Genomic DNA, 22,080 nt, shown 5'->3' on the forward strand with positions numbered 1-22,080 from the left:
CTCCCGCCGGGAATCCCGCCTCGGAACCAATCAGCCGAATCCGGTATCAGATGCGCGGTGCCGCGTCGGGTGTCGAACAGTGCGCGTCGCCCGGCCCGGTCGCGCACCGCGAGCGTGTAGGCGGACTGCTTCATCGCGAGTCCCTGCCGTCGGAGGGCGAAGCGTTTGGCTTCTGCGATCAACGGTAGAGGGATGCGTGTTGTTCCGGCCGCCGGTGCCGCGCGCCGATCCCGTCGCCGGTTGCGCTCTCAGGCGGTGCCGGCGCTCGCCCGCGGCCCGCCGTCCGCCTTGCCACCGCCCGCCTTGCCGCCGGTCGCCGCGGCGCGCTCGCGCAGCCGCAGGAACTGCAGCGCCTTGCGTGCGGTCTCCGGCTTCAGCTTGCTGAAGGCGGCGAGGCAGTCGTCGTGCGCGCCGGTGGTCAGGGCACCGCGCAGCCGCAGCACCGTGCGGGTGGTGTTCCAGGAGAAGCCGATCGCCCGCGCGAGCAGGATCACCAGTTCCGGCCGCGGCTGCACCATCGCCCGCTCGCAGGCGCCGACCGGCAGCTCGGCGAGCAGCGCCAGCGCCACCACCGTCTCGTCGAACGAGGCGGTCGCCGCGTATTCGCGCACCTTGTGCTCGTCGAGCCGGCCCGCCCGATGGACCGCCGCCACCGTGCGCTGCGCCTCGGAAAAGTCGCGCGACCGCGTGCGGATGTGCGACTGGAAGCCGGCCGAGACCTCCGACAGCATGTCGCGCACCATCCGGGTGGTCTGGCCGTCGGCCGCCTCCAGGCTGCGCCGGACCTTCTCGGTCGCCACCGTGAACAGCTCGAGCAGCCGGTGGCGCGGGATGTCGTCGCGGGTCCAGACGCCGAGCGCCAGCGCGTCGTCGGTCTTCGAGCGCTCGACCAGCAAGCGGTGGCCTTCCGTCGAGAAGACGGCGCCGGCATTCTCCACCGTCGCCAGCGCGACCTCGCGGTCGCCCCGCTCGACCAGCACGTCGGTCACCGCGGCGCTGATGGCGGAGCGCTGCGAGATCGCCAGCAGATGCCCCTGGCTCGCGGTGGTGGCGGTGGCGACCAGCGTCGCGTCGTCGAGCCGCGGCGACTGGGTGAGCACCGGCCCGGCCACCTCGATCGCCTCGTCGCCGGCGAGCTTGCGCATCAGCGTGCGCGGCGCGTTGGGGACGGTGGCGAGCTTGCGCGCGAGCACCGCCCGCACCGACGATTCGATCTCGCCCACCAGCCGCACCATCACGTCGTCGAACAGGCCGATCTCGCGCTCGTCGTAGTCGGCGGCGGCGCCGAGAAACAGGTCGGTGATCCGCCGCAGCGTTTCCGCGCGATAGGCGATCGCGTGGGTGGACAGGGCTTCCTCGAGCTCCTCGAGCACGCTCCGGCGGGCGCTCATGACGTGGCCTCGTCGGCGAGGCGCAGCGCCGCCAGCGCTTCGTCGTGACGCGATCCGCGGCGCAGGCCGGTGTCTCCGGCGGGGACGGGCCGGCCAATCAGATAGCCCTGCGCCTGCGTCACGCCGGCCGCGCGCAGCGCCTGGAACTGGGCCTCCGTCTCGATCCCTTCCGCCACCGTCACGACGTCGAGCGAGCGGGCGAGCGCGGCGATCGCGCAGACGATCGCCGCACAGTCCGAGTGATCCAGCATCTCGGCGATGAAGGAGCGGTCGATCTTCAGCTTGTCGAACGGGAAGGTCCGCAGATGACCGAGCGAGGAGTAGCCGGTGCCGAAGTCGTCGAGCGAGATCGAGACGCCGAGATTCTTCAACTGGTGGAGCGTCGACAGCCGGTCGGCGTCCCATTCGAGCAGCACCCGCTCGGTGATCTCGATCTCCAGCCGGTCGGGCGGCAGGCCGGAATCGACCAGCGCCATCATGATCACGTCGAGCAGGTTCGACTTGTCGAACTGCACCGGCGAGACGTTGACCGCGACGCGAACGTCGTCGGGCCAGCGGGCGGCCTCGGCGCAGGCGGTCTGCAGCACCCACTCGCCGAGCACGGCGACGAGGCCGGTCTCCTCGGCCATGGCGATGAAGCGGTCGGGCGGAACCAGGCCGTGCTCGGGATGGTTCCAGCGCACCAGCGCCTCCATCGCCCGCAGCCGGCGGCTGGCGACGTCGACCAGCGGCTGGTAGTGCAGCACGAACTCGTCGCGCCGCAGGCTCTCGCGGAACTCGAGCTCGAGCCGCTGGCGCTCGTCGGCCTCCGCCGCCATCGACGGGTCGAACAGGGCGAAGCCGTTCCGCCCCGACGCCTTGATCGCGTAGAGCGCGAGGTCGGCCTTCTTGAGCAGCGACTCGGCGTCGGTCGCGTCGTTCGGCGCCATCGCGATGCCGATCGAGGTGCCGATCACCACCTTGCGGCCGTCGATGTCGTAGGGCATGCCGATCAGGTCGACGATCCGGCTGGCGAGCGAGACGGCGCTCTCGCGCATCACGTCGACGGGGTCGTCGGCCGGCGAGAAGTCGCGTGGCGGCGACTGGATGATCGCGAACTCGTCGCCGCCGAGCCGCGCCAGCACGTCGGCCGAGCGGATCGACGATTTCAGCCGCAGTGCGGCCTCCTTCAGCAGCGCGTCGCCGGCGGCGTGGCCGAGCGTGTCGTTGACGTGCTTGAAGCGGTCGAGGTCGAGCATCAGCACCGAGAACGGCCGACCGTCGCGCTGCAGGCGGCCGCGGGCGGCGGCGATCTTCTCGAGGAAGCGCGAGCGGTTGGCGACGCCGGTGAGCAGGTCGCTGTGGGCGAGGCGCTCGATCTTGGCCTCGGAGCGGCGCCGCTCGGTGACGTCCTCGTGGGTCGACAGCCAGCCGCCGTCGCTCAGCGGCCGGTGCAGCACCGAGATGATGCGCCCGTCGCGCAGCGTGTGCTCGAGGCGGGTGGTGACGCCTGCGGTGTATTCGCGCGACATCAGCTCGCGGGCGATCTCGTCGGGGTCGTCGCCGGGCTTCAGCAGGGCGGAGAAGCAGAGCAGGTCGCGCAGCGGCGTGCCCGGCACGCACACCTCGGGCGGCAGGCCGAAGATGCGGGCGTACTGCTCGTTGGAGACGACCAGCCGGCCGTCGCCGTCGAACATCACGAGTCCCTGGCTCATGTTGTTGAGCGCCGCGTCGAACCGCTCGTTCTGGCGGCTCAGCTCGGTCTCGTGGGCGGCCAGCAGGTCGTGCTCCTGCTCGAGCAGGCGCGTCTTCTCGCCGAGCGAAACCTGGGAGGCGACCAGCCGGCGATATTGCTGCGCCATCACCCGGAGCAGCGTGATGGTGATCAGCAGGAAGGCCGCGGTGCCGGCGGCGACGACCACCGTGCGGTCGTGCCAGCCGGCGAGCAGGGTCGTCTCCGGCACCGCCAGGGTGACGACGAACGGATAGTCCCTGAGCGGCTCGGCGGCGACCCATTGCGGCTGGTTGCCGATCAGGCCGGGCGACCGGTAGGTGCCGCCGCCTTTGGCGACCACCCGGTGCCACGGCCAGCTCGGCGGCACGGTCGCGCCGGCGCGGTCGATCTCGTCCGGCATGCGCACGAAGATTCGGCCGTCGTTGCGGATGATCGAGAAGGTCTGCTCGGCGAGTGGCTCGATCGTCCGATAGACCTCGGTGAAGTACCCCATCCCGAGGCCGACCACGACGACCCCGAGAAACGCCCCGTCGGGTCCGGTGAGCCGGCGGGCCAGCACCATCGTCGGCTGGCCGTCGAACCGGCTGCGCAGCGGCGCGGGGGTCGCCAGCCGGCCGTCGTCGTGGCGGGCGAGCTCGCGGAAATAATCGCGGTCGGCGAGGTCGACCTCCGGCGTCGGCCAGCTCGACGTGCTCACCAGCGCCCGGCCCTGTGCGTCGGTCACCACGAGGTTCGCGCTGCCCGGCAGGAACCGCAGATATTGCAGCAGGGTGGCGCGGAACGTCTGCGGATCGCCCAGGGTCGGCGCCGCCGCGCCGGCCGGCGTGTCGCGCTCGATCTGCCGCTGCACCTCCCCGAGCGCCGCGTCGATCGTGCGCAGCGAGCGGGCGAACTGGCTGGCCAGCACCACCGCGACGTTCTGCGTCTCGCGCACGCCGTCGCGCAGCTCCCGCGCGCGCTCCGCCCACGCCGTGACGCCGATCCCGCAGGCGGCGATGCCGAGCACTGCGGCGGAGGCGACGACGAGTGCACGGAACGTCCTCGGGCGGGGCATGATCCTCGGCGGGGTCTGGAACGCGACGGACGAGACGACCTCGATGTTCGGATACCTGGTAAAACCTAAGAAATCATGGATCGAGACTGTCGAGCGGGCAGATCCTTTTGTAAAAGAGAATAGTCTGGTAGTACTATGACGATCTTCGATTGCACAATGCAGATGTTCGCGGCGGGGCGATCCGCCTTTTGCGCGCACGGGGACGGTGGAGAAGGCGACGGTGGTGCGGCGGTGTGACTCCGTCACTGAAGGCGGTCGGTCGGGCCGGTAGACGAGCGTCATGGACGGCCGCGACCGGCGGCCCCGCTCGGCCGGGCGACGGCGCCCGCAGCCGGGGCGTCCGGTCGTCGCGAAAACCCCGGAAGGACCACCACCATGACGCTGAAGGCCCTCACCTTGGCCGCCGTGGCGATCGGCACCGCCGCCCTCTATGCCGGCAACGCCGGCGAGCGCAACGCCGGCGAGCGCACCGGTGCCGCCGCGCCGGTCGCTCCGGTCGCCGATCGGGCCGCCGATACGGCCGACACCAAGGCCCTCGCCGCCGAGGCCGGTGCGCTGGCGAAAGGCTATGGTGGAACGCTGCTCGGCGCGGTGAAGTCGGCGCTGGAGACCTCCGGCCCGGTCGGGGCGATCGCCTTCTGTCACGACGAGGCGCCCGGAATGGCGGCCGAGCAGTCGCGCCGCTCCGGCTGGCGGATCGCCCGCACCAGCCTGAAGCCGCGCAACCCGAACGCCGCGCCGGACGACTACGAGCGCCGCGTGCTCGAGGAATTTTCGCGGAAGATCGCCGCCGGCGCGCCGGTCGCGGGCCTGTCGCACGCCGAGATCGTCGAGACCGACGGCGGCCGGGTGTTTCGCTTCATGGCGGCGATCCCGACCGCCGCGCCGTGCCTGACCTGCCACGGCAGCAGCCTGAAGCCGGAGGTGGCGGCCAAGATCCGCGAGCTCTATCCGGCCGACCGGGCGACCGGCTTCTCGGAGGGCGACATGCGCGGCGCCTTCACCCTGTCGAAGCCGCTCTGATACCAGCGGCGGGAAACTATGACCTCATCCTGAGGGTCGCCGAAGGCGACGTCTCGAAGGATGAGGCCCGCACCGTGGCCTCGCCCTTCGAGACGCACTCCTGCGGAGTGCTCCTCAGGACGAGGTCGGACTCTGTCGCCGTTGGTGTGAGCCCGTTTTCACCCGGTGGTAGGGGAGTGCCGAGGCGCTCGCGAAAACGTGTTCTCGGGTCGCCGGCGGCGCGAGAACCGGCGGTGTTCTCGTGCGTTTCCTTCCGGCACTTCGCCGCTCCGCCGTGTGAGGGGTCCCGTCGAGGACCGGGGTGGGCGGCATCTCGATAGGAGACGCAAGATGAAGGCTCTCGCCCTGGTGCTGCTGATGGCTGCAACGACGTCCGCCTATGCGGACGACATCGGCCGGTACGCCTCGCACCGCTTCATGGAGGAGCGGATGATGTTCTCGCCGGTGCCCTCCGAGCAGTGGGAGGGCTTGGCGATCGCCGACGATACCGCCACCCGCCAGGCGTTTGCCGGCATCGGCACCGCCGACCGCACCGACGCGATGAACGACGATCCCCGCCCGATGGCGATGCGCGGCCCGATCGACGCTGCCGACATTCCGGTGATGGCGCTGGAATTCGAGTGACCGCAAGGCGCGCGACAAGGCGCGCGACCCGAGCCCCGGTGACCGCACGACCGGTGGCCGCAGAACCCGCCGCGGTTCCGTCTCCGCTGCGCTCTTTCGCGCGGCGGGAGGGGCGGAGCGCACGAGCGTAGCAAGTAACCGAGTTCCAGAACCGAGTTGCAGAGAGGCGTTCGCCACCGCGCCCGCTCGCGGGACGACGGCAGGTCGTGCGTCGTCCGATGCCCGTGCGGTCCGTCGCCGCGCGGGCTTCGTACGTGAACGCACTCCCTCGAGTTCGGTCCCGAGGTCGCTCCCCGAGTTCGCTGCGTCGCGCGTCGTCCCGCTCGGAGGGACGGGGGTCCGGCTCGCCCGGCCGCATCCGGTCGGGCGCGCCACGCTCTCGAAGACGAATTTCGCCACCAAACGTGCCCGTCGGACGACGAGCGTTTGCCGACGTCCGGTCCCGCGAGACTGTGCTAGAGTGGTCTGCGTCGGCCGCACGACACGTGTGGCGGAGAGAGGTGATGTCTGCCACCCGATCTCGTGCCGACCTTTTGGCCGGAACACACCTTTTGGCCGGAGCGAGCCTTTTGGCCGGAGCACATTGTCTGCTCGTCGCCGCGGCGGTGATCGGCGGCGCCACCGTGTGCCGCGTCGTCCTCGCGGTGCTGGTCGGAAGCGATCCCGCCGCCGTCGTCCATGCCACCGGCGTGGCGGTCGCGGTGCTGCTCGGCGGGCCGTGCGCCGGCCTCTTCGCCGCGCTCCTCGGTGCCCTCGCCGGTGCGGCGACGACGGTGCCGACCCCCGGCCTCCTGCCGTGGCCGGCGTCCGTGCCGGCGGAGACGCTCGCCTACCTGATCTGCGCGCTCGTGCTGGTGGTCGTGGTCCACCGGCTGATGCGCGCCCGCGACACGGCCGCGACCAAGGCCGCTGCCGCCGCGCGGCTCGCCTCGATCGTCCACCACACCGGCGATGCGATCGTCGGGCTCGACCGCAAGGGCACCATCGTCACCTGGAATCCGGCGGCCGAGCAAATGTTCGGCCACCCCGCGGAGGAGATCGTCGGGCGACCGGCGAGCGTGCTGTTTCCGCTCGCGCTGCCCGAGGGCGACGCCTCGCCGGCGGCGCTGCTGTCCAGCGAGAGCGTGCACTTCACGACGCGCTGGGTCGCCAAGGACGGCCACACGCTCGACGTCTCCGTCACCACCGGGCCGATGGACGACCCGGACGGCGGCCGCGCCGGCATCGCCGCGATCGTCCGCGACGTCAGCCGGCAGGTCGCCGCCGAGGCGGCGCTGCGCGACGCGCACCGTCGCAACGTGATGCTGCTCGGCGAGATCCATCACCGCATGAAGAACAATCTGCAGATGGTCGCCGGCCTCATCTGGGCCTGCTCGCGCCGCACCGATCAGGCCGCCGCGCGCAAGCTCCTGATCGATCTGCAGCAGCGCGTCGGCGCGATCGCCCGCATCCACGATCATCTCTACGAGACCGACGACTTCACCCGCGTCGACCTGTGCAACCTGCTGCACCGGATCATCGGCGACCTCGCCGGGCTGTCGAGCCGCGACGCCGAGATCTCGCTCGCCACCGACGGCCCGCAGGTGCTGACCACCGAGACGGCGGTGCCGATCGTGCTCGCGGTCAACGAGCTGGTGACCAACGCGCTGCGCCACGCCGGCGTCGATCGCCCGTCGGTGCACGTGCGCTGCATCCGCGACGAGGCGGCGCTGGTCGTCACCGTCACCGACACCGGGCACGGCCTGCCGCCCGATTTCGAGATCGCGAAAGCGCGCGGCTTCGGCATGCGGATGGCATCGGGCGCGGTGGGGCAGGTGGGCGGCACGCTGCGCGCGCTGCCGACGCTGTCGGGCGCGGCGTTCGAGATTCGCGTGCCCCGGCCGGCGCTGCCGATCGATCGGGACGAAGCGGCAGCCGAGTGATTTTTTCCCCGGCACCGTGCCGGCGCGCGAAATCTTCCGGCTCGATCCGTCCGGCTCGATACGTCCGGCTCGTTCCGTCCGACGTTCAGCGCGGCGCGACGAGGTCGCGCAGGTTTTCCGCCCCGCCGAACCGCCAGCGGTGCCACTCCGCCTCGCCGTGGAGACCCGAAGCCGTCGCCGGCTCGGAGCGCAGCACGGCTTCGGCGGCCGCGGCGTCGGGCGCTTCCAACAGCAGCGCGGTGCCCTGCCACGACGTGCCGTCGTCGCCGAGCAGCGGCCCGATCACGATCACATGCGACGCCTGCGCCGGCTCGCGCGCCCACGCCGCCTGGCGCCGGGTCACGTCCTCCACGCTCGCGTCCGCCACGCTCGCGTCCGCCCCGCGCGCCGCGCTGTCGTCCGCCGAGCGTGCCGGGGCGATCACCAGAAAGCGCGGGTGGTTCGCCTCGCCGGAAAACGCCCACATCGTGCGGTCGAGCAGATTGGCGAACCGCCACGTTCTCACGTCGGCAAACACGCCGCCCCGCATCAACGGATCGTCCGCGACGAACCGGGCTGCCGCCGCGCAGTCTCGAAGATCGACGATGTGCAGGCTGCCGGTGACCGCGTCGTTCGCCTCCGTCACCGTCGGCCCGCGGGCGACCATCGCCGGGATGTGCGGCGTCATGAAATCCCAGTGCGGCGGCAGCAGCGCGCGCCGCTTCGCGCCGGCGCCGGCCGCGTCGCGTGCATAGACGAAGAACAGCATCGCAGGCTCCCTTCAGGCGCGGACCGTATCCGATACCGGCAGGATGGAACACGCCCGGCACCCTGACGTTGTCGAACCAGGAAGGACACACATGGAGGAGGCATCCATGCCCATCATTCTTTGGCTCTTGGGCGTTCCGTTGAGTCTCGTGATCGTTCTCTGGTTGCTCGGGATCGTGTGATCGAAAGCGTCTCCCGTGGCGTCCGCCGTCGAGTCCCACGTGGCGGCGACGTGAAGCACCTTCGCTCGGGCTCTCGCCCGGGCGATTTTCTTTCACGAGCGTGACGCACGCGGCCGCGACGGCGCTCCGGTCCCGAGTCTCACGATCGGCTCGTCGCGCCGACGAAACGCGACAGCGTCACCGCGAGCTCGAGCAGGATCTCGTCGGCGCCCGGCCAGCCGATGAACGACAGGCCGATCGGGCACCCGGAAATGGTGCCGGCCGGGATCGTCACCTGCGGCAGCCCGCTGATGCCGGCGGTGCAGGTGAGCCGCATCACCCGCACGCGGAACGATTCCATGTAATCGGCCGGCTCGTCGGCGCGCGGCGCGATGCACGGCGCGGTCGGCAGCGCCAGCACGGTGCCGGGCGCGGCGACGCCGTGGATCCATTCGGTCGCGTTGCGCTTCACCACCCGCGCGGCGTCCGCCTCCTCGGCGGTGATCTTCGCGGCGGTCTCGAAGCGCTCGCGCACGCCCGGCCCGAAAGCCGGATTTTTGCTTTCGACGAACGCGCCGAACGTCTTCCACACCTCGAACGCCTGCACCACGCGGAACGCCTCGCGCCACACGTCGAAGCCTTCCGGCGCGATCGCGCCGTGCGACATCTTCGGCAGCGCGTCCCCCATCGCCGCGAGCGTTTCCTCCAAAAAGGCCGCGACCTCGGGATCGGCCTGCGCGAACGCGTCGTCCAGCACGATCACCTTGTCGACCGGCGTGCGCGCCGCGCTGCCGGACAGCAGCACGTCGCCGACTTTTGCGAACACGCCGGGGCCGGCGGCCATCCAGCCGGGCACGTCGAACGAGGGCGCCATCGCCATCGCGCCGGACAGATCCATCCGCCCGAGCGTCGGCCGTAGGCCGTAGAGGCCGCAGAACGCCGCCGGGATGCGTACCGAGCCGCCGGTGTCGCTGCCGAGCGCGACATCGCACACGCCGCTCGCGGCCGCCGAGGCCGAGCCGCTCGACGAGCCGCCGGGGATGCGGCCGGGCGCCCGCGGGTTCACCGGCGTGCCGTAATGCGCGTTGGTGCCGGCGACCGAGTAGAAGAACTCGTCGCACACCGTCTTGCCGACGATGGTCGCGCCGGCGCCGAGCAGCTTTTCGACCAGCCCGGCATTGCGCTCGGCCGGTGGATGGGCGGCGAGCCAGGCCGGGCTGCCGCCGCCGGTGCGGGTGCCGGCGACGTCGTACATGTCCTTGACGGCGGCCGTCAGGCCGGCGAGCGGCCCGGTCGACGCGCCGGTCACCGGCGCGGTGAGGTCGTGCGGCACGAAGGCGGAGCGGAAATTCTCGGACATTTTTTTGCTGCTGCCGGAGGGGTGTGTGGGAGGCACGCCATCGAAGCCTCCGGCTCGCCGGCCTGTCAACGCGCCCCGCCGCATCGCTCGGTTGCGCGCGCGGCGGGCCGAGCCGCGCATGCGGAACCGCCGAGGGGCGGGCGGGTTGAGGAAGGCTCGCCGGAAGAGGAGTTTTTTCCCGTGTCGATGCCCGTCGTTCTCGCCCCGCTGCTCGTCGAGGTTCTGCTCACCTTCGCGCTGCTCCTGTGCGCCGGCGGTGGTTTGGCCGGAGCGGGGAGGGGCGTTTCGCCGAGGAGCATGGCGCCTGGTGGCCTGCGGGCGGACGGGTGCGCCGCGGCCTATCGCGCCGAGCTCGAGCTGCCGGTCCTCCTCTACGTGCTGACGCTGGTCTCGATCGTCACCCGCCACGCCGATCTGATGTTCGTGATGCTGGCGGCGGTGTTCGTCGCGTTGCGTGTGCTGCACGCGGGCGTTTTGGTGACCGGCGGGGCGGCGACCGGCGGGGCGGCCCGCCGCGCCGGCCTGCTGCACGTCGCCAGCGCGATCGTGCTGGCGGTGGCGTGGGGCCTTTTCGCAATCTCGATTCTTCTGCGGGTGTGACGCGCGTCAGCCGGCTCGCCGAGCGCGGAGAGCAAAACCGTCGCTGGTCACGACTCGCGTAAAAGGTGTGATGGTGCTATCGTGGCGTGTTTCCAAAAGGGGCGCGCCATGAGCGGGGACACCTTGCCGTCGGTTCCTTCGGTACCGGTGCCGTCGTCGAGCGATTGGGCACGCGCCGTTCTGGCGGAAGCCGGGCAGGCGATCGCCGATCGCTCCCGCACCGTCGCCTCGTCGTCGCTGGTGTCGCATCTCGATGCTGTGGTCGACTCTCTGAAAGAAGGCGTTTCTTCGATCGATCTCGATGCGATCTGGGCCCGCTGCGGCCCCGCCCTCGAGGCGGCGACGACTGGCCTCGAAGTCGTTCGCCGGGCGGGACAGGCCGGGATCACGTGGTTCTGGTCGACGGCGGCGAGAGGCGCGGAGGTCGCCGCGTGTGTCGGCCGCCGGGTCGGTCTCGGCACGTCGGTGCCGGTTCGTGTCGAGCGCGAGGCGTTGCTCCACGAGGCGCTGCTCAAGCAGGATGCGTTGCTGTCCGAGTTGAATCGCAAGAACGAGGCCTCCGCCGAGCGATTGAACTATCTCCAGGTGCTGGTGACCCAGCTCCAGGCGATGATCGAAGGTCTTCGGGACGATCGCGATCCGACCGAGGATCTCCTCGCCGTGATGGCCGCACAGCGCCGTCGGCTGAACGCCGAGGCGCAAAGGATGGCCGTGCTCGATGCCGGTGTGGCCGCGGCCGTCTGGCGCGCCGAACGGCTGGTCGGTCCGGCGACTGCCGTGGCCGCGGTGGAGATCGTGCCGGCACCTGTGCTGCGGAGCACGCCGGTCGTCCGGACTGTTCCGGTGATTCGGTCCTGGGACGAGCTGGTGGCCGAGGCCACCGCGGAGTCCGGCGCGCCGGCGACCTTCGACGACGTTCTGTCGCGCGAGGAGCAGGCGGCGGTTCTCGCACAGCTCTCGGCATGGAACGAGGAGTTCGAGGCGCTGCATCGGCTGACGCCGTTCGATTGGTCCGTTGCCGGTGCGGCTGGCCTGCTCGGTGCACTCGCGCACGTGCTTCTCGTCCGGGTCCCGGCGCATCCCGGCTTTCTCGGCGCTTCCGGCGGCGAGAGCGGATGGCTCTCACGGGTGCTCGACGACGGGTTTTCCCGGTTGCTGCCGGCGGACACCGTGCGGGCCCTCGAGCGGGCTTATCCGGTGCCCTTCGATGTATCGGCGAGCCACGGGCTCACGCATCCGGTCGCCGGCCTCAGCCCCGGCACGCATCGGCTCCAGGCGGTCGGCCACGACCCGCTGCTCGGCTGGATTTTCGGCGTGCGCGACGTGCTGTGCGGCTCCTTCACCGCGCTCGGCACCGACGGCTCCGTGGTGGTTCAGCCGGGCGTGGGCGGCGTGGCCGACACCGGCGGCATCTTCTCCCGGCTCGTGGGCGCCTTCGGAACCGTTGCCGGCCACATGGCGTCCGACATCGCCACCCCGGCCGGGCTGCCGCCGCCGCTGTTCGCACCGCTTCTGCGGCTGCACGGCCATTCGATCGGCGGTCACGACGTGGCGGAGATCACCGCCGCGATGTATCGCTCGGGCTACGACTTCCGCCACTTTCTCGCCGGCGGCGTCTGCACCGCGGCGATCGAGGTGGTGGTGCGCACCAGCTGGCTCGCCCGCGAGCTGGCGGAGGGTAAAGCGCTCGGCGAGGCGCTGCCGGTCGGCCGCAAGCCACGCCTGCAAACCGGGCTCTTCATCGCCCATACGGTCGCGGCGGCCGTCGACGCCGGCAAGGTCGCGATCACGCAGAACCCGCTGATGGTGAACTGGGCTCAGTGGCTCGCTTTCTTCCGCTATGCCCTGCCGCAGCTCCACTGGCTGATGATCGGCAAGGCGCACGAGCGCGAGGTCTTTCTCGACGGCAAGCTCGACGAGGCCTGGGCGGGGTTCGACGCCTCGCTGTCGCGGCGCTGGCGCCGCGACTTTTCCGAGACGCCGGCCGCCGTTCTGTGATGCGCTTCAGCCGGCGCGTGCGAGCAAGAACCCGTCGCGAAAATTGCGGCCGATCAGCAAGAGATTGGTCGCGCCGGCGATCAGCTCCAGCGCCTGCACCGCCTGAAAGGTCGGCCCGAAATCTCCTCTCGCCGAGAGCGTCGCCAGCACCAGCGCGCACGGCACCAGCACGAGCACGCCGTTGGCGGCGATCAGCGGCATGCGGCGGCGCTTTCGCTCGACCAGCGCGCCGCCGTGCCGGCCGGCGAGGCGAAAGCCGGACGCGCCGGTGAGCGCCAGCGCCGGCACCAGCAGCAGGAGCGCCCAGGCGATCGTCCGCTTCACCGCGGCGACGGTGGCGGCATCCGTGAACAGCTCCGACCAGACGGTCGACGTCCAGAACAGGAGGATGGTCGCGAACGCGATCGTGCCGGCACCGGCATGCAGCCGCCGCACGATTTTTCGCGTCGTCGCGCCGGTGGCGGGCGAGGCGGTGGACGCAGTGGTCGAGGAGGTGTCCATCACGTGCTCCCTTCGGGTGTCGATGCAGGTTCGTCGGAGATTTTTTCGCGGCGCGCCCGCACGGCGCGGACGAGCGACGTTTTGCGCGCACGAGCTTGGGCGGCATGGGCGCGCTCGAGTTTTTCGCGCAGCGTGGTGAGCACCACGAGCGCCCGGCCGATTTCTTCTGCCGACAAATCTTCCGCGAGCGCGTTCGACCAGCCGGCATGGGCGGCGATGGCGTCGCGATAGGCGGCGGCGCCGTGCTCCGTCAGCGCCACCAGCTTTGCGCGGCGGTGGTGCGGGTTGTCGGCGAAGGCGACCAGCTTTTCGCGGGCCAGCTCGTCCACCACCCGTTGCACCGACTGGCGGGCGAGCCCCATGTCGCGGGCGATGTGGGCGACCGGCTGGGCGTTTCCGGCGAGCGCGATCGCCCCGAGAATCTGCCAGCGCGCGCTGGTGAGGCCGAGCGGCGCCACCAGGCGGTCGCCGGCGGCGAGCAGCCGGCCGTTGAGGCGAAACGTCTCCAGCATCAGCTCGGTCAAGACCTCGCCGGCCGGTGTGAGGTTTTGGTGAAAGCGGCTCTTCATGACAGCATGCTGCATGAACGACAGCGTGCTGTCAATATCGGCGCGGCGGCCTGCGATCGGTCGTTCGAAAGCAGTGGCGTCCGGCGCGCCGGTGTGGGAGACGGGCGGCATGACTCCCGCCGCTCGCCTCTCCGCCGCCATCGACGTCTTGGCCGACATCGCCGCCCGCCGCCGGCCGGCACCCGACGCCCTCAAGGACTGGGGCCTCGCCCACCGCTTCGCCGGCTCCGGCGACCGCGCCGCGATCGCCGGCCTCGTCTACGATTCGCTGCGCCGCAAGGCGTCGGCCGCGCATCTCATGGCCGACGACGCGCCGCGGGCGGTCGTGCTCGGCATGCTGCGGCTCGCCCGCGGGCTCGACCTCGCGGCGATCGAAACGCTGTTCGACGGCGGCCGGTTCTCGCCCGCGCCGCTGACGCCCGCCGAGCGTGCGGCACTCGAAGATGAAACCCTCGCGAGCGCGCCGCACGTCGCCGGCGATTTTCCCGAATGGCTCGATGCCTCGCTCGCCCGCGTGTTTGGCGAGGAGCGGGCCGAGGAGGGCCGGGCGCTCGCCGATCGGGCCCCGCTCGACCTCCGTGTCAACACGCTGAAAGCGAGCCGCGACAAGGTGTTGGCGTCGCTCGCTCATCTCGGGGCCGAGCCGACCCCGTGGTCGCCGGCCGGTGTCCGGATTTTTGTCGCGGCGGACGCCAAAAGCCCGCCGGTGCAGTCGGAGCCGGCGTTTCTCAAAGGGCTGATCGAGATCCAGGACGAGGGCTCGCAGCTCGCGGCGCTCCTCGCCGGCGCAAAACCGGGCGAGCAGGTGATCGACCTGTGCGCCGGCGGCGGCGGCAAGACCTTGGCGCTCGCCGCGGCGATGGAGAATCACGGCCAGATTTTCGCGACCGACCTCGACATCCGCCGGCTCGCGCCGATCCATGCCCGGCTCGAGCGGGCGGGCGTGCGCAACGTGCAGGTCCGCACGCCGCGCAAGGGCGCCGACGTGCTCGCCGATTTGTCCGGTCGTGCCGACCTCGTGCTGATCGACGCGCCGTGCACCGGAATCGGCACCTGGCGCCGCAATCCGGACGCCAAATGGCGGGTGCGGCCCGGCGCGCTCGCCGAACGGGTGACCCAGCAGGCGACGGTGCTCGACCGGGCGGTGGGGCTGGTGAAGCCCGGCGGGCGGATCGTCTATGTCACCTGCTCGCTGCTCGCCGAGGAGAATGCCGACCAGATTTCCGGTTTTCTCGCCCGCCACCCCGGTTTTGCGGTGGTGCCGCCGGCAGATGTGGCGGGCGCGCTCGGGGACCGCGCGGAAGAATTCCTCGCCGCCTCGCGCCAGAGCGCCGAGGGGCTTCTGATGACCCCGCGCAGGACCGGCACCGACGGGTTTTTTGTCGCGATGCTGCGACGGGAATGACCTACTCGGCCTCGGCTTTCCGGCCTTCGGCGGCCGCGCCGCCCGGCTGCCAGGCGGCGACGGTCTTCAGGTCGGTCTCGACCTCCCAGCGCCCGACCCGGGTCGGCACGCCCGCGCCCTGCGCCAGCCGCTGCCCGAACTCGGCGCGCGAAATGTCGCGAAAGCCCATGTCGAGAATGGTCGGCGTCGGCCATTTGCCGTCGTTGAGCAGAAAGCCCCAGTGCGCGAGGTGCCAGTTGAGCACGGTGAAGCCGAGCTTCGAGGTGTTCGGCTCGCGGGAGAACTGCGACTCGGTGAAGAAGCAGCCGTTCGCCGCCACGCCGTAGCCGCCGCCGACCAGAGCGCCGTCCTGGTTCCACACCTCGAAGGAATGCGCGTGGCCGGCGTCGAACAGCTCGGCATAGGCGCGCATGATGCGCGGGGTGATCCAGGTGAGCCGCCAGCGGCCCTCGCGGCGGCCGGCGCAGGCGGTGATCACGCCCTCGAAGTCGCGGTCGAAGGTCACCGTGTGGCGGCCCTGGCGCAGCTGCCGGCGCAAGCGCTTCTGGATGTGCAATTCGTCGAAGAACAGCACGCAGCGCGCCTCCGGCGACATCCATTTGAGCGGCCCGAGATGGGCGAAGGGAAACAGGCCGCGCCCGTAGGCCGCCGTCAGCCCGGCCGGCGAGAGATCGTGGACGATGCCGCAGACGCCCATGGCGTTCACCGTGCGGTCGGGATCGGGCAGGTCGATCTCCGGCTCGAGGAAGTCGGCGATCGTCAGCCAGACGAGCGGCGGCACGCTGCCGGTGCGCGGCGGCTTCAGCGGCCCTGCTTGAGCACCCGCCGGGCCTCCTTCTCGAGATGGAAGCGCTCGACCGGCAGCACGAAGCGCTCGGCCGGCGACATCCATTTGAGCGGCCCGAAATGGGCGAGCGGAAACAACCCGCGAGCATAGGCGGCGACCAGCGTCTCCGGCGCGAGGTCGTGGACGATGCCGCAGGCGCCGGCCGCGTTGACCGGGCGGGCGGGATCGGGCAGGCCGGGGGCCGGCGAAGCGAGGTCGGCGAGCCACAGCCGGCCGAGCGCCGGCAACCCGCCGATCCGCCGCGGCTTCAGCGCCCAGGCGGTGCCGAGCGCGACGCGGGCGAGGTGCCGGCCCGGCGTCTCGCGAAACAGGGCGGCGCGGCGGGCGGCGACCTCGGCGGCGGATGGCGGCGCAACGGGGGTCGTCTCGGTCATGCGGTCCCGTCCCGGCTCGGCGTTTGCGAATGTGTGCTCGCCACGATTGTCCCGGTACCGCCTTTATGAGCGGTTACGCCGGCGCACGGTTCGGCCGCGAAGCGAGTCGTGGAAGCGAGTTCTGCGGCCGATTTCGGCGTGGGTTGCGCGCGGCCCGGATTGCGGCGGATCGCGCGATCCGCTAACCCCTCCGCATGACCACGCACGACAAAATTCTGATCGTCGATTTCGGCTCCCAGGTGACCCAGCTGATCGCCCGCCGCGTGCGGGAGGAGGGGGTCTATTCGGAGATCGTGCCCTTCACCAAGGCCGAGGAGGCCTTTGCCGCCATGCGGCCGAAGGGCGTGATCCTCTCGGGCGGTCCGGCCTCGGTGCTGGAGCCGGGGGCGCCGCTGGCGCCCGCCTTCCTGTACGACGCCGGCGTGCCGATCCTCGGCATCTGCTACGGCGAGCAGGCGATGGCGAAGCAGCTCGGCGGCGAGGTCGAGGCGGGCCATGCCGGCGAGTTCGGCGGCGCCGAGGTCGAGGTGTCGGCCGACAGCGCGCTGTTCGACGGCGTGTGGATGCCGGGCGAGAAGTACCCGGTGTGGATGAGCCACGGCGACCGCGTCACCAAGGTGCCGGAGGGCTTCAAGGTGGTCGCCACCTCGCCCAACGCGCCGGTCGCGGTGATCGCCGACGAGGGGCGGCGCTTCTACGGCACCCAGTTCCACCTCGAGGTGATGCACACGCCGCACGGCGCGCTCCTGCTGCGCAATTTCGTGCGCAAGGTCGCGGGCTGCGTCGGCGACTGGAGCATGAAGGCGTTCCGGGACGAGGCGATCCAGAAGGTGCGCGCGCAGGTCGGCTCGGCGCGGGTGATCTGTGGGCTTTCGGGCGGCGTCGATTCCGCGGTGGCGGCGGTGCTGCTGCACGAGGCGATCGGCGACCAGCTCACCTGCGTGTTCGTCGACCACGGCCTGCTGCGCCGGGGCGAGGCGAAGCGCGTGATCACGCTGTTTCGCGGCAGCTACAACATCCCGCTCGTGCACGTGAACGCCCGCGAAGAATTCCTGCGCCAGCTCGACGGCGTGGTCGATCCCGAGCAGAAGCGGAAAATCATCGGCAAGGCGTTCATCGACATCTTCGAGGCGGAGGCCAAGAAGCTGGGCGGCGCCGAGTTCTTGGCGCAGGGCACGCTGTATCCGGACGTGATCGAGAGCGTTTCTGCGACCGGCGGCCCGTCGGTGACCATCAAGTCGCACCACAATGTCGGCGGCCTGCCCGAGCGGATGAACATGACGCTCGTCGAGCCCTTGCGCGAGCTGTTCAAGGACGAGGTGCGCGCGCTCGGCCGCGAGCTCGGCCTGCCGGACGTGTTCGTCGGCCGCCATCCGTTTCCGGGGCCGGGGCTGGCGATCCGCTGCCCGGGCGAGATCACTGCCGAAAAGCTCGAGATCCTCCGCTACGCCGACGAGATCTACATCGAAGAGATCCGCCGCGCCGGGCTCTACGACGACATCTGGCAGGCCTTTGCCGTGCTTCTGCCGGTGAAGACGGTCGGCGTGATGGGCGACGGCCGCACCTACGATTACGTCGTCGCGCTGCGCGCAGTCACCTCGACCGACGGCATGACCGCCGACTTCTATCACTTCGACATGAAGTTCCTGGCCCGCGCCGCCACCCGCATCATCAACGAGGTGAAGGGCGTCAACCGCGTCGTCTACGACGTGACCTCGAAGCCCCCCGGCACCATCGAGTGGGAGTGATTGATTTTCGGCCGCGGTCGCGCGGCTGAACGGGAGGCGATCTCGGCGTTTTCGCGAGGCGGAGAGATCCGCTCACCATCGCGCGCTGGTCTCGATGACGGTGGGTGACCGGCGAACGGCCGGGAGATCGAGCGCCCCGCGCTGCGCCGCTGCCCTCTGCGTAACGGTCGCGCGGGCGCGCCGTTCCGATGTCCCGAGACGCGCATTGCGGCCTGCGTCGCCGGCCTGCGTCGGACCTCTCCGAGCGAAGAGACGAGGGGAGGGCAGCGACGCCGCGATCGGTCGCGCGGATCTCGCAATGAGGGCGAATACGATATCGACTGCCACCTTCGCGTGCAACATCCTGGCCTCGGCGGACGGGGCTGGATGGTCACGCGGAGGTCACGCGCATGATGCGACGCCCGAAACTTCTGGGAATTGCGGCCAGTCTCCGGAACGCGCGCTGGGGGGCCGGCAACCGGCTGCTGGTCGAGGCGCTGACGGCGCTGCCGGACCGGCCGGCGCTCGACACGTTCCTCGCCACGCAGTCCGAGCTTCATCTCGAGAATTTCGTCCAGGCGGGCCGACGCGACGGCAAGGGCTTTGTCGAGATCTATCGTAATCTGAAAAAGTCGAAGGGAGAGACCGGCCTCAGCAACTCCGAGGTGGCGCTCGCCGCGGCCCTGTGGGCCGCGCATCGGGCCGGGGCGGAGGTCGCGCATCTCTCGCTCGCCGAGCATTTCGGCGCCGGCGGGGGTGTCCGGGACCGCGACGCGCTGTGCGCAAAGCTGCGCGAGGCCGATGGCCTGCTGGTCTCCGGCCCGGTCTATTTCGGTGACCGCGGCAGCCTCGCGGAAAGCCTGATCACGCTGATCGCCACCGATGCGGGGCTGCGCGACGCGCTCGCCGGGCGGCCGTACGGCGGCATCTCGGTCGGCGCCAAGCGCAACGGCGGCCAGGAGACGACGCTGATCTATCAAATGCTCGACATGCTGGGCCTCGGCCTGATCGCGGTCGGCAACGACAGCGAGACGACGGCGCAATACGGCGGCACCGGGCACGCGGGCGACGTCGGCACGATGCACCGCGACCGCTACGGCATCGACACCGCCATGGGCGTCGGGCGCCGCATGGCCCGCGTGCTCGAAACCCTGGCGAGCGGCGGCCGGCTCGCCGGCCCGCCCCGGGTGCTGTTCCTGGTTCTGCAGGACACCGTGGACGGAGCGGCACGGCGGTCGGTCGAGGCGCTGGTGGCGCGGCTCGGGTCGGCCGTGGCGGCGACCGTGGTCGACGTGGTCGACCGGCACCTCGATCGCTGCATCGCCTGCGACATCTGTCCGACCGGCATCGATGTCGACGCGGTGTACCGCTGCGTCATCACCTCCGGCCGCGACGCGATGGCGGAGCTGCATCCGCTGCTTCTCCATCACGACGCCCTGGTGCCGGTGGTCGCCGTCCCACGCGACCGGGCGCGGATCGTCGGCGGCTACCAAACCTTCGTCGAGCGCAGCCGCTATCTGCGCCGCGGCGACTATGTGTGGTCCGACCTCGTGGTCGCGCCGCTGTGCCTGGCCGAGGCGATCGGCGCCGATACCCATGCGATCCGCATGATGACGTCGTTCCTGCGCCATCACACCATCATGACGAAGCCGCTGGTCGGGCGGCTGGTCGACGGGGCGCTGGTCGACGCGGGCGAGATCGTTGGCGATCTGAGCGCCTTTGCGGCGGTCGCGTCGCGCGTCGCCGCCGGCCGGCTGGCGGCGATGCGGACCGAGGAGGCCCGGTACATGCCGGTCGGCTACGTTCTCAGCGCCCAAAAGGAGAGCGAGGACGCCGCGGCGCAGCGCCGCCGCGGCATGATCGAGGATCGCATCGACCGTCTCCGCCAGGATGCGCGGGCGCGGCTGCGGCACGATGCGGCGTCTGCCGAACCGGGCTGACGGCGTCGTCCGGGTCGTCCGTTTCTCGCCGGAGATCGTCGCTGGGAGCAGGGCGTGTCCGGCCGGCGGCGCGTTGCCGCCGTCCGAGCCGCCGTCGATCGAGAACCGGCCGGCGGCGCGAAGCCGCTCGCGGCGACCGAGCGAACACGGCGTGCGATTGGAAAGGATGCCGGACCGAAAAGGTGCCGGGCCGAGATGTGCCCGACGAGATGGTGCCCGAACGAAAAAAAGCGGGCGGTCCTTGCGAACCGCCCGCTGGGCATCGCAGCATCGCGCACCCCCGTGGCACGACGCTGCGCACCAAGACTATCGATCAGATCGAGCCCGAGGCCCCCTGACCGATCGCTCGTCCGGACAATGCTTCCGTGAGCCCGAAGCGGCTTTGATCTAGATCAGCCATCGCTCCGAAAAATGTGGAGCATGCGGTCGCAGGGAGGGCAGACGTGCGCATTCCGCGGGCCTTTCCTCGCGTTCTCCGCCATCCGAATTAGACCAAGGTCGAACATCGCCGGCCCGCGAAAGCGGCGATTTGCGAGACGCCGGGGAGGATCACTTCGTCCAGTCGACCGTGCCGCGGTCCCACCGGGCGGGATGCTTGTCGGCGTGGCGCAGAAGGTCGTCCACCGCGGCGATCGGGCGGGCGTCGGGATGCGCGGCGCAGTAGTCGGCGATCCGCGTCAGCACCGTCGCCTGATCGAGTGGCGCCAGGTCGACATGGGTGCCGGTCGTTTCGAGCAGCGCGACATTGGCGGCGCTGGCATAGCCCTGCACCCAGGCATAGAGCATCACGCCGACCGGGCTCGACAAGCCCTCGGCGGGCTTCAGGTCGCGGGCGAGCGTCGCGCAGGGCGTGGTGCCGATGCCGCGTCCGACCAGCGGTGCGGCCTGCGGCTCGGCCGCGGCGGGCGACACGGCCGGCGCGAGCGCGACGAGGCCGGCGACGACAGCGGTGGCGATCCGTCGCGTCATCGGAAAACGAAGCCTCCCTGCGGTGTCGGAGAAGACGGCCCGGACTCGTAAGAACGATCCGGGAGACGATCCGGGACGTGCCGGGTGCCGGACAGTGCCGGGGTCCGGACGGAAGCGCAACCGCCCGCCGCGACCAGCGGGCGCCTCCGGGGGGGCGGAGAGGGAGGGGAAGGCGGCCCAGGGAGAGCGGGGCGGAAAGGGAGGGCAGGGCGGAACGGCGGATCGGGAAGGGCGGGCGCGGCGGGCCGGTGGATGCCCGCACGGCCGACCCACTGTCGCCACACCGATGACTAGGCTCGCGCCGCCGGGTAAGAGACCGGCGGCAGCCGCCGGGAAGCGACCGGGGCAGCGGAGGCGGGGCCTCCGGGGAGGACGGGATGATCGGGTTCGATCCGGCGGCCGCCATGGTGGTGCCGGTGTGGGCCGTCGGCGCGGGCGCCGCCGTGGTTCTCGCGGTCGGCGTGCTCGGCCTGTGGCGCAGCGGCAGCCGCGGGCCGATTCTCGCGGCGCTGGCCGCACTGGTGCTCGGCGCCGGCGTCTTGTGGGCGGTGGTCGACCGCGCCTTCGGGCCGGAGCGGGCGGCCGAGCGTCGCGCGCTGGTGGCACGGGCCGACGCGCTCGCCGGCCGGGCGCTGGCGGCGGGCTCGCCGCTCGCCTGCCTCGACGGGGCGGCGAGCGACTCGCTCGCGCTGGCGTGCGCCAGGCGGCTGTTCGGCGGGCCGGAGACGGTGGCGGCGGCGGTCGCCCATGTCGGCGCGGAGCTCGCGCTGCTCGACGAGGCGCATGCCGCGGCGCCGCAGGACGGCGCGCTCCGCCGCGCGCTCGCGCCGCTGCGCGCATCGCTGTCGGCCGACCGGTTCGGCGTGGTCGCCTTCGTGCTCGCCGACCGGCGGGGCTGCACGGCGGAACGCTGCGCCGCCCTCGCGCTTCTGGACGATCCCGGCCGGGTCACCGAAAACCTGCGCGAGCGCACCTTCGAGACGCTGCTCGCCCGCCACGGCGCCGGCTGGCTGGCCGGCGACCATCCGGTGCCGGCAGGCGCGGGCGGACCGGCGATGTCGGCGGTCCCCGGCGCGGCGCCGTCCGACGAGGTCGCCGCCACCGCGAGCGGCGGCGCCGGCGCCACCCCGCCCGGCGGCCCAGGGGGGCCCTCG

At 71.4% G+C, this 22,080-nt stretch carries 18 protein-coding genes; 9 read left to right on the forward strand and 9 right to left on the reverse strand.

What is annotated here, in order from left to right; all coding sequences use genetic code 11:
• Window positions 1-248 precede the first annotated feature (248 nt).
• Window positions 249-1,391, reverse strand: coding sequence for a DUF2336 domain-containing protein (locus tag A33M_RS11585; RefSeq protein ID WP_008387254.1), 1,143 nt, complete (start codon window positions 1,389-1,391; stop codon window positions 249-251).
• Window positions 1,388-4,159: a bifunctional diguanylate cyclase/phosphodiesterase gene (locus A33M_RS11590; protein ID WP_008387256.1), complete on the reverse strand. Its 2,772-nt coding sequence runs from the start codon at window positions 4,157-4,159 to the stop codon at window positions 1,388-1,390. Before A33M_RS11590 ends, A33M_RS11585 begins: the two co-directional genes overlap by 4 nt.
• 375 nt (window positions 4,160-4,534) lie before the next feature.
• Between A33M_RS11590 and A33M_RS11595 the strand changes: the two genes are divergently transcribed.
• The 3 genes from A33M_RS11595 to A33M_RS22365 all read left to right on the forward strand — a co-directional run bounded on the left by A33M_RS11595 (window position 4,535) and on the right by A33M_RS22365 (window position 7,728).
• The gene (locus A33M_RS11595) at window positions 4,535-5,182 is read left to right on the forward strand and encodes a Tll0287-like domain-containing protein (RefSeq protein ID WP_008387258.1); all 648 of its coding nucleotides are present in this window, start codon (window positions 4,535-4,537) and stop codon (window positions 5,180-5,182) included.
• A gap of 330 nt (window positions 5,183-5,512) precedes the next feature.
• Window positions 5,513-5,806, forward strand: a complete 294-nt coding sequence (locus tag A33M_RS11600) for a hypothetical protein (RefSeq protein ID WP_008387260.1) — start codon at window positions 5,513-5,515, stop codon at window positions 5,804-5,806.
• A 503-nt stretch (window positions 5,807-6,309) separates the two neighbouring features.
• Window positions 6,310-7,728, forward strand: a complete 1,419-nt coding sequence (locus A33M_RS22365; RefSeq protein WP_192814109.1) for a sensor histidine kinase — start codon at window positions 6,310-6,312, stop codon at window positions 7,726-7,728.
• An 85-nt stretch (window positions 7,729-7,813) separates the two neighbouring features.
• Here A33M_RS22365 and A33M_RS11610 read toward each other — a convergent pair whose 3' ends face one another.
• Window positions 7,814-8,476, reverse strand: a complete 663-nt coding sequence (locus A33M_RS11610) for a YciI family protein (protein ID WP_008387267.1) — start codon at window positions 8,474-8,476, stop codon at window positions 7,814-7,816.
• 320 nt (window positions 8,477-8,796) lie between these two features.
• Complete coding sequence (locus A33M_RS11615; RefSeq protein ID WP_008387269.1) at window positions 8,797-9,996, reverse strand: amidase; 1,200 nt, start codon at window positions 9,994-9,996, stop codon at window positions 8,797-8,799.
• A gap of 186 nt (window positions 9,997-10,182) precedes the next feature.
• On the opposite strand from A33M_RS11615, the gene A33M_RS11620 reads away from it, so the two are divergent.
• Both A33M_RS11620 and A33M_RS22370 read left to right on the forward strand, forming a co-directional pair.
• Window positions 10,183-10,596: an MAPEG family protein gene (locus A33M_RS11620; RefSeq protein WP_237718356.1), complete on the forward strand. Its 414-nt coding sequence runs from the start codon at window positions 10,183-10,185 to the stop codon at window positions 10,594-10,596.
• Window positions 10,597-10,704: 108 nt separating this feature from the next.
• Window positions 10,705-12,594 carry a hypothetical protein gene (locus A33M_RS22370; protein ID WP_157223443.1) on the forward strand — a complete coding sequence of 630 codons (1,890 nt, stop codon included), beginning with the start codon at window positions 10,705-10,707 and terminating at the stop codon, window positions 12,592-12,594.
• Between the two features lie 6 nt (window positions 12,595-12,600).
• On the opposite strand, the gene A33M_RS11630 is transcribed toward A33M_RS22370, so the two are convergent.
• Window positions 12,601-13,095 (reverse strand): hypothetical protein, encoded by a 495-nt coding sequence (locus tag A33M_RS11630; RefSeq protein WP_008387276.1) that lies wholly within the window; start codon window positions 13,093-13,095, stop codon window positions 12,601-12,603.
• On the reverse strand, window positions 13,095-13,679 hold the full coding sequence (locus tag A33M_RS11635; protein WP_237718354.1) for a MarR family winged helix-turn-helix transcriptional regulator: 585 nt from the start codon (window positions 13,677-13,679) through the stop codon (window positions 13,095-13,097). The genes A33M_RS11630 and A33M_RS11635 overlap by 1 nt, the downstream gene beginning before the upstream one ends.
• A gap of 94 nt (window positions 13,680-13,773) precedes the next feature.
• On the opposite strand from A33M_RS11635, the gene A33M_RS11640 reads away from it, so the two are divergent.
• Window positions 13,774-15,069: an RsmB/NOP family class I SAM-dependent RNA methyltransferase gene (locus A33M_RS11640; RefSeq protein WP_008387279.1), complete on the forward strand. Its 1,296-nt coding sequence runs from the start codon at window positions 13,774-13,776 to the stop codon at window positions 15,067-15,069.
• A 1-nt stretch (window position 15,070) separates the two neighbouring features.
• Here A33M_RS11640 and A33M_RS11645 read toward each other — a convergent pair whose 3' ends face one another.
• Both A33M_RS11645 and A33M_RS22375 read right to left on the reverse strand, forming a co-directional pair.
• Complete coding sequence (locus A33M_RS11645) at window positions 15,071-15,850, reverse strand: leucyl/phenylalanyl-tRNA--protein transferase (protein ID WP_008387281.1); 780 nt, start codon at window positions 15,848-15,850, stop codon at window positions 15,071-15,073.
• A gap of 20 nt (window positions 15,851-15,870) precedes the next feature.
• On the reverse strand, window positions 15,871-16,290 hold the full coding sequence (locus tag A33M_RS22375) for a hypothetical protein (protein WP_008387283.1): 420 nt from the start codon (window positions 16,288-16,290) through the stop codon (window positions 15,871-15,873).
• A gap of 194 nt (window positions 16,291-16,484) precedes the next feature.
• Between A33M_RS22375 and guaA the strand changes: the two genes are divergently transcribed.
• Complete coding sequence (guaA, locus tag A33M_RS11655; RefSeq protein WP_008387287.1) at window positions 16,485-18,038, forward strand: glutamine-hydrolyzing GMP synthase; 1,554 nt, start codon at window positions 16,485-16,487, stop codon at window positions 18,036-18,038.
• A gap of 389 nt (window positions 18,039-18,427) precedes the next feature.
• On the forward strand, window positions 18,428-19,957 hold the full coding sequence (locus A33M_RS22380; RefSeq protein ID WP_008387291.1) for an NAD(P)H-dependent oxidoreductase: 1,530 nt from the start codon (window positions 18,428-18,430) through the stop codon (window positions 19,955-19,957).
• Window positions 19,958-20,506: 549 nt separating this feature from the next.
• Here A33M_RS22380 and A33M_RS11665 read toward each other — a convergent pair.
• Entirely contained in the window at window positions 20,507-20,926 is a 420-nt protein-coding gene (locus tag A33M_RS11665) for a hypothetical protein (RefSeq protein WP_008387293.1), read from the reverse strand.
• 377 nt (window positions 20,927-21,303) lie between these two features.
• On the opposite strand from A33M_RS11665, the gene A33M_RS22385 reads away from it, so the two are divergent.
• A partial coding sequence (locus tag A33M_RS22385) for a hypothetical protein (protein ID WP_052027024.1) occupies window positions 21,304-22,080 on the forward strand: 777 nt, incomplete at its 3' end.

The sequence above is a fragment of the Rhodovulum sp. PH10 genome (assembly GCF_000293785.1).
In the GTDB taxonomy this organism is placed as follows: domain Bacteria; phylum Pseudomonadota; class Alphaproteobacteria; order Rhizobiales; family Xanthobacteraceae; genus Rhodoplanes.

Bases quoted from the DNA above. Each gene is read 5' to 3' on its own strand.
- A33M_RS11585 (WP_008387254.1), bottom strand. From the start codon at position 1,391: ATGAGCGCCCGCCGGAGCGTGCTCGAGGAGCTCGAGGAAGCCCTGTCC.
- A33M_RS11590 (WP_008387256.1), bottom strand. From the start codon at position 4,159: ATGCCCCGCCCGAGGACGTTCCGTGCACTCGTCGTCGCCTCCGCCGCA.
- A33M_RS11595 (WP_008387258.1), top strand. From the start codon at position 4,535: ATGACGCTGAAGGCCCTCACCTTGGCCGCCGTGGCGATCGGCACCGCC.
- A33M_RS11600 (WP_008387260.1), top strand. From the start codon at position 5,513: ATGAAGGCTCTCGCCCTGGTGCTGCTGATGGCTGCAACGACGTCCGCC.
- A33M_RS22365 (WP_192814109.1), top strand. From the start codon at position 6,310: ATGTCTGCCACCCGATCTCGTGCCGACCTTTTGGCCGGAACACACCTT.
- A33M_RS11610 (WP_008387267.1), bottom strand. From the start codon at position 8,476: ATGCTGTTCTTCGTCTATGCACGCGACGCGGCCGGCGCCGGCGCGAAG.
- A33M_RS11615 (WP_008387269.1), bottom strand. From the start codon at position 9,996: ATGTCCGAGAATTTCCGCTCCGCCTTCGTGCCGCACGACCTCACCGCG.
- A33M_RS11620 (WP_237718356.1), top strand. From the start codon at position 10,183: ATGCCCGTCGTTCTCGCCCCGCTGCTCGTCGAGGTTCTGCTCACCTTC.
- A33M_RS22370 (WP_157223443.1), top strand. From the start codon at position 10,705: ATGAGCGGGGACACCTTGCCGTCGGTTCCTTCGGTACCGGTGCCGTCG.
- A33M_RS11630 (WP_008387276.1), bottom strand. From the start codon at position 13,095: ATGGACACCTCCTCGACCACTGCGTCCACCGCCTCGCCCGCCACCGGC.
- A33M_RS11635 (WP_237718354.1), bottom strand. From the start codon at position 13,679: ATGCAGCATGCTGTCATGAAGAGCCGCTTTCACCAAAACCTCACACCG.
- A33M_RS11640 (WP_008387279.1), top strand. From the start codon at position 13,774: ATGACTCCCGCCGCTCGCCTCTCCGCCGCCATCGACGTCTTGGCCGAC.
- A33M_RS22375 (WP_008387283.1), bottom strand. From the start codon at position 16,290: ATGACCGAGACGACCCCCGTTGCGCCGCCATCCGCCGCCGAGGTCGCC.
- guaA (WP_008387287.1), top strand. From the start codon at position 16,485: ATGACCACGCACGACAAAATTCTGATCGTCGATTTCGGCTCCCAGGTG.
- A33M_RS22380 (WP_008387291.1), top strand. From the start codon at position 18,428: ATGATGCGACGCCCGAAACTTCTGGGAATTGCGGCCAGTCTCCGGAAC.
- A33M_RS11665 (WP_008387293.1), bottom strand. From the start codon at position 20,926: ATGACGCGACGGATCGCCACCGCTGTCGTCGCCGGCCTCGTCGCGCTC.